Source organism: Scandinavium tedordense (assembly GCF_024764965.1).
Classification (GTDB): Bacteria; Pseudomonadota; Gammaproteobacteria; order Enterobacterales; family Enterobacteriaceae; genus Scandinavium; species Scandinavium tedordense.
Map to the genome: position 1 here is coordinate 152415 of NZ_JALIGG010000049.1, position 6221 is coordinate 158635.

Here is a 6221-nt window from a genome sequence, read left to right on the forward strand (position 1 = left end):
ATAAGTGATCCAGATTACGGCAATTCGCTATCATCAGCATATGATCATGGGCACCGGGCCGATTAAGGAAATAATCGTCGGCTAAAAAACACACATGACCCCACTCATCCTGTGTGTAGGGTGAAATCATTAGCAGCTTAATCAAGAAGGTTCACATGTTAAACAACATTCGTATCGAAGAAGACTTGTTGGGCACCAGGGAAGTTCCAGCGGACGCTTATTACGGTGTCCACACTCTGAGAGCGATTGAAAATTTCTACATCAGCAACAACAAAATCAGCGACATTCCGGAGTTTGTTCGCGGAATGGTGATGGTGAAGAAAGCCGCCGCGCTGGCGAATAAAGAACTACACACCATTCCTAAAGGTGTCGCCGATGCCATAGTCGCCGCCTGCGATGAAGTGCTGAATAACGGCAAATGCATGGATCAATTCCCGGTTGACGTCTATCAGGGCGGCGCGGGCACCTCCGTGAACATGAATACCAACGAAGTGCTGGCCAACATCGGCCTCGAGCTGATGGGACATCAGAAAGGGGAATATCAGTTCCTGAACCCTAACGATCACGTCAACAAGTGCCAGTCCACGAACGACGCCTACCCGACCGGTTTCCGCATCGCGGTATATGCCTCCATCGTCAAACTGATTGACGCCATTAACCAGCTGGGTGATGGCTTCCAGCGTAAATCCGTTGAATTCCAGGACATTCTGAAGATGGGTCGCACCCAGCTGCAAGATGCGGTTCCGATGACACTCGGCCAAGAATTCCACGCATTTAACGTGCTGCTGAACGAAGAAACGAAAAACCTGCTGCGCACGGCTGAACTGCTGCTGGAAGTGAACCTCGGCGCAACCGCCATCGGTACGCGCCTGAATACGCCAGACGGCTATCAGCAGCTGGCGGTACAGAAGCTGGCCGAAGTCGCCAATATGCCGGTAGTGCCTGCAGAAGACCTGATTGAAGCCACCTCCGACTGCGGCGCATACGTGATGGTGCACAGCGCCCTGAAACGTCTTGCGGTGAAACTGTCGAAAATCTGTAACGACCTGCGTCTGCTGTCCTCCGGTCCGCGCGCTGGCCTGAACGAAATCAACCTGCCAGAACTGCAGGCGGGCTCGTCCATCATGCCAGCAAAAGTGAACCCGGTAGTGCCAGAAGTCGTGAACCAGGTGTGCTTCAAAGTGATTGGCAACGACATCACTGTAACCATGGCGTCTGAAGCGGGCCAGCTTCAGCTGAACGTGATGGAACCCGTGATTGGCCAGGCGATGTTTGAGTCCATCCACATTCTGACCAACGCCTGCTACAACCTGCTGGAAAAATGCATCAACGGTATTACCGCCAACAAAGCCGTGTGCGAAAGCTACGTCTACAACTCCATCGGGATTGTTACCTATCTCAACCCGTTCATCGGCCACCACAACGGTGACATCGTCGGTAAAATCTGTGCTGAAACCGGAAAGAGCGTACGTGAAGTGGTGCTGGAGCGCGGCCTGCTTACCGAAGCGGAGCTGGACGATATTTTCTCGCCACAGAACCTGATGCACCCGGCCTACAAAGCCAAGCGTTATACAGATGAAAGCGAACAGTAAGAATTCTGGTTAAAATCATGCAAGGCACGTCAGGAGTGACGTGCCTTTTTTCATTTCTGGAACATCAAAAAAACAACATTTACGTATCTAATATCTAACATTCAAGGAAGCGGCCATGATAGCCATCGAACTTATCATTGTATTAGCGGCGATATTTATCGGCGCCAGACTAGGGGGAATCGGCATCGGTTATGCGGGTGGCCTGGGCGTTCTCGTCCTCGCGGTGATCGGCGTGAAGCCGGGGCACATCCCGTTTGACGTGATCTCCATCATCATGGCGGTGATTGCTGCTATCTCGGCGATGCAGATTGCCGGTGGTCTGGACTATCTCGTGAATCAAACCGAGAAACTACTGCGCAGAAACCCAAAATACATCACCATCCTCGCGCCGCTCGTCACCTACTTCCTGACCATTTTTGCCGGTACCGGCAACATCTCGCTGGCCACGCTGCCGGTTATCGCCGAAGTGGCGAAAGAACAAGGCGTTAAACCGTGCCGTCCGCTGTCCACAGCGGTTGTTGCCGCGCAGATTGCGATTACCGCCTCACCAATTTCCGCAGCCGTGGTGTACATGTCGTCGGTGCTGGAAGGCCACGGTATCAGCTACATTCATCTGCTTTCAGTGGTTATCCCTTCCACGTTGATGGCGATACTACTGATGTCTTTCCTCGTCACCATGCTATTTAACTCTAAACTTTCCGACGACCCGGTGTACCTCAAGCGCCTGGAAGAGGGCCTGGTGGAACTGCGCGGCGAACGTCAGATGGAGATCAAACCACGGGCGAAATTGTCGGTACTGATGTTCTTGCTCGGCGTGGTCTGCGTGGTGGTTTATGCCATCGTCAACAGCCCAAGTCTTGGCCTGGTAGCCACCCCGCTGATGAACACCACCAACGCCATCCTGATTATTATGTTGAGCGTCGCGACGCTGACTACCATTCTGTGTCGCGTTGAAACCGACAGCATTCTCAGCTCCAGCACCTTTAAGGCCGGGATGAGCGCCTGTATCTGTATTTTGGGCGTGGCGTGGCTCGGCGACACCTTCGTGTCCAACAATATTGACTGGATTAAAGAGACTGCGGGCAGCGTGATTCAGGGCCATCCGTGGCTGCTGGCGGTGATTTTCTTCTTCGCTTCAGCGCTGCTTTATTCTCAGGCCGCGACCGCCAAAGCGCTGATGCCAATGGCGCTGGCGCTGAACGTGTCTCCGCTGACCGCCGTAGCCTCATTTGCAGCCGTATCGGGCCTGTTTATCCTGCCGACCTACCCGACGCTGGTTGCCGCCGTGCAAATGGATGACACCGGCACCACGCGCATTGGCCGCTTCGTGTTTAACCATCCGTTCTTTATCCCTGGCACCATGGGCGTGATTTTCTCCGTATGCTTCGGTTTCCTGCTCGGCAGTTTCATTCTCTGACCTTCACCGGGTGTAAAAATGCTTAAAGTCAGGCCGCTAGCGGCCTGACTCCTTCATCCCCCCGCCCCGCATCGTGCTATAGTGCCTTTTTTCGCCGATACGAGGTTGTGACGATGACCCTGCCCACCGCAGTTGTTGTGCTCTGTACCGCCCCGGACGAAGCTACGGCCCAGGACCTGGCCGCCAAAGTGCTGGCTGAAAAGCTCGCAGCATGTGTCACGCTCATGCCCAACGCCACGTCGCTCTACTACTGGGAAGGTAAGCTCGAACAGGAATACGAGGTGCAGATGCTGCTGAAATCAGACACGGCGCATCAGCAGGAACTCCTGGACTGCCTGAAGTCACATCACCCGTATCAAACGCCAGAATTGCTGGTTTTACCCGTTTCCCACGGAGACAACGCTTACCTCTCATGGCTCAACGATTCATTACGCTGATCCTGCTGCTGTGCAGCACATCGGCCTTTGCCGGGTTATTTGACGCACCTGGCCGCTCCAATTTCATTCCTGCTGATCGGGCATTTGCTTTTGATTTCCAGCAGAGCGCCCATGACCTTAATCTGAGCTGGCAGATAAAAGACGGCTACTACCTGTACCGAAAACAGGTGAGCATTACGCCCGCGCAGGCCTCTGTCGGCCCGTTACAGCTGCCCAAAGGCGAATGGCATGAAGATGAATTCTTTGGCAAAAGTGAAATCTACCGCCATCAACTCACGCTTCCGGTCACCATCAACCAGGCCAGCAAAGGCGCGACGTTAACGATTACTTATCAGGGCTGCGCCGAAGCTGGATTCTGTTATCCACCGGAAACTAAAGTGGTGCCTCTGAGCGAAGTTATCGCCCCGACCAAGGCTACGCCTGAATCAGTGACCCCACCTGCAGCGCAGGTGAATCACCCCACCAGCGAGCCGTCCTCTACGTTGCCATTCTCGGCACTGTGGGCATTGCTGATTGGCATTGGTATCGCCTTCACGCCGTGCGTGTTGCCGATGTATCCGCTGATCTCCGGTATCGTACTTGGCGGTAAACAGCGCCTCTCAACGGGCCGCGCGTTGCTGCTGGCGTTTATCTATGTACAGGGCATGGCGCTGACCTACACCGCGCTGGGCCTGGTGGTTGCGGCTGCCGGGCTGAAGTTTCAGGCTGCGCTCCAGCACCCTTACGTACTGATTGGCCTGTCAACGGTGTTTATTCTGCTGGCGTTGTCGATGTTTGGCCTGTTCAGCCTGCAACTCCCCTCTTCGCTGCAAACGCGCCTGACGCTGATGAGCAATCGCCAACAGGGCGGCTCTGCGGGCGGCGTATTTGCGATGGGTGCCATCGCTGGGCTGATTTGTTCACCCTGTACTACCGCGCCACTGAGCGCCATTCTGCTGTACATCGCTCAAAGCGGAAATCTGTGGTTGGGTGGCGGCACGCTGTACCTGTACGCACTGGGAATGGGATTACCGCTGATTCTGGTCACCGTCTTTGGCAACCGGCTGCTACCGAAAAGTGGGCCGTGGATGGCACAGGTTAAAATCGCCTTTGGCTTCGTGATCCTCGCGCTGCCGGTGTTCCTGCTCGAACGTATTATTGGCGACACATGGGGGCTTCGTCTGTGGTCGATGCTTAGCGTTGCCTTCTTCGGCTGGGCGTTTATCGCCAGCCTGACGGCCAGCAAACCATGGATGCGGGTGATACAAATCATACTGCTGGCTGCGGCCCTGGTCAGTGCGCGCCCGCTCCAGGATTGGGCATTTGGCGCTGTACCAACGCAACAGCAGGCGCATTTAAACTTCACGCGTATCGCTAACGTGGATGAACTGAATCAGGCGCTGGCACAGGCTAATGGCAAACCGGTTATGCTAGACCTGTACGCCGACTGGTGCGTTGCCTGCAAAGAGTTCGAGAAATATACCTTTAGCGATCCGCAGGTCCGGCAGGCGCTAAAAAACAGCGTTTTATTGCAGGCCGACGTGACGCGCAACACAGCGCAAGATGCGGAGTTGCTGAAACAGTTGCAAGTTCCGGGTCTGCCGACCATTCTGTTTTTTGATTCCGCAGGTAAAGAGATCCCAACCATGCGGGTTGCCGGATTTATGGATGCCGCCGCGTTTCAGGCGCATTTGCAGAATCTGGTCCGGTAAACGACACTTTTAAAGGGATAAACGGAGGATAAAGCCGTGCAACGCGAAGATGTATTGGGGAAAGCCCTGCAATTACTTGAGATTAAAGGGATTGCCGACACAACGCTGGAAATGGTGGCCAAAGAGGTCAACATCCCGCTTGATGATCTGCAGCGTTTCTGGCCCGACAAAGAAGCGCTGTTGTATGACGTACTGCGCTATCTCAGCCAGCAGGTGGATACCTGGCGCCGACAGTTAATGCTCAATGAGGAGCTCAGCAGCGAGCAAAAGCTGCTGGCCCGCTACAGCGCATTGACGGAGTGTGTCAGCAATAACCGCTATCCCGGCTGCCTGTTCATCGCGGCGTGTACGTTTTATCCGGATCCCGAGCATCCTATTCATCAGCTTGCGGACCTGCAAAAGCGCACCGCCCATGCTTTCACGCATGAACTACTGACGAAGCTGGAAGTCGACGACCCGACGATGGTGGCGAAGCAAATGGAGCTGGTGCTTGAAGGCTGCCTGAGCCGTTTATTGGTTAAACGCAGTCAGCAGGATGTTGATACCGCACATCGCCTGGCAGAAGATATTTTACGCTTCGCCCAGTGCCGTTCGGGTGGCGCACTGACCTAATGCACGTCGCTCAGGTCAATCGCAGCTAATTTGCGCAAATTGTCGTAATGTTAAGCAAACGCGCTAGATTTCCGTGATTTGGGTTGACGGGCATCGCTGATTAAGGTTTAATTCGCCCCGTTGCCCGGATAGCTCAGTCGGTAGAGCAGGGGATTGAAAATCCCCGTGTCCTTGGTTCGATTCCGAGTCCGGGCACCACTATTTAAAGAAACCAGCCTAAGGGCTGGTTTTTTGCTTTCTGGAGTATGGACTCTCCATCGAACTCCGTTCGATTATTCGCCGCAAGCGGCTCACCCCTTCGGGGCCAACGCGACAAGCGCGTTGTTCAAACGCCTGCGGCGTTAGTCCGAGTCCGGGCACCACTATTTAAAGAAACCAGCCTAAGGGCTGGTTTTTTGCTTTCTGGAGTATGGACTCTCCATCGAACTCCGTTCGATTATTCGCCGCAAGCGGCTCACCCCTTCGGGGCCAA

5 protein-coding genes and 1 tRNA gene are annotated in these 6221 nt (G+C 54.5%); all 6 read left to right on the forward strand.

Annotation, left to right across the window (positions count from 1 at the left end):
• The first annotated feature begins 155 nt into the window (after window positions 1–155).
• Window positions 156–1592 (forward strand): aspartate ammonia-lyase, encoded by a 1437-nt coding sequence (gene aspA, locus MUU46_RS04115; RefSeq protein ID WP_159759553.1) that lies wholly within the window; start codon window positions 156–158, stop codon window positions 1590–1592.
• Between the two features lie 115 nt (window positions 1593–1707).
• Window positions 1708–3009, forward strand: a complete 1302-nt coding sequence (locus MUU46_RS04120; RefSeq protein ID WP_159759555.1) for an anaerobic C4-dicarboxylate transporter — start codon at window positions 1708–1710, stop codon at window positions 3007–3009.
• Window positions 3010–3122: 113 nt separating this feature from the next.
• On the forward strand, window positions 3123–3446 hold the full coding sequence (gene cutA, locus MUU46_RS04125; RefSeq protein WP_125351829.1) for a divalent cation tolerance protein CutA: 324 nt from the start codon (window positions 3123–3125) through the stop codon (window positions 3444–3446).
• Window positions 3422–5137 (forward strand): protein-disulfide reductase DsbD, encoded by a 1716-nt coding sequence (locus MUU46_RS04130; RefSeq protein ID WP_258964833.1) that lies wholly within the window; start codon window positions 3422–3424, stop codon window positions 5135–5137. Before cutA ends, MUU46_RS04130 begins: the two co-directional genes overlap by 25 nt.
• Window positions 5138–5173: 36 nt before the next feature.
• A complete protein-coding gene (locus tag MUU46_RS04135) occupies window positions 5174–5749 on the forward strand; it encodes a transcriptional regulator (protein WP_159759559.1) in 576 nt (191 codons plus the stop codon).
• Between the two features lie 122 nt (window positions 5750–5871).
• Window positions 5872–5947, forward strand: a tRNA-Phe gene (locus MUU46_RS04140).
• Window positions 5948–6221 lie beyond the last annotated feature (274 nt).

Bases quoted from the DNA above. Each gene is read 5' to 3' on its own strand.
- aspA (WP_159759553.1), top strand. From the start codon at position 156: ATGTTAAACAACATTCGTATCGAAGAAGACTTGTTGGGCACCAGGGAA.
- MUU46_RS04120 (WP_159759555.1), top strand. From the start codon at position 1,708: ATGATAGCCATCGAACTTATCATTGTATTAGCGGCGATATTTATCGGC.
- cutA (WP_125351829.1), top strand. From the start codon at position 3,123: ATGACCCTGCCCACCGCAGTTGTTGTGCTCTGTACCGCCCCGGACGAA.
- MUU46_RS04130 (WP_258964833.1), top strand. From the start codon at position 3,422: ATGGCTCAACGATTCATTACGCTGATCCTGCTGCTGTGCAGCACATCG.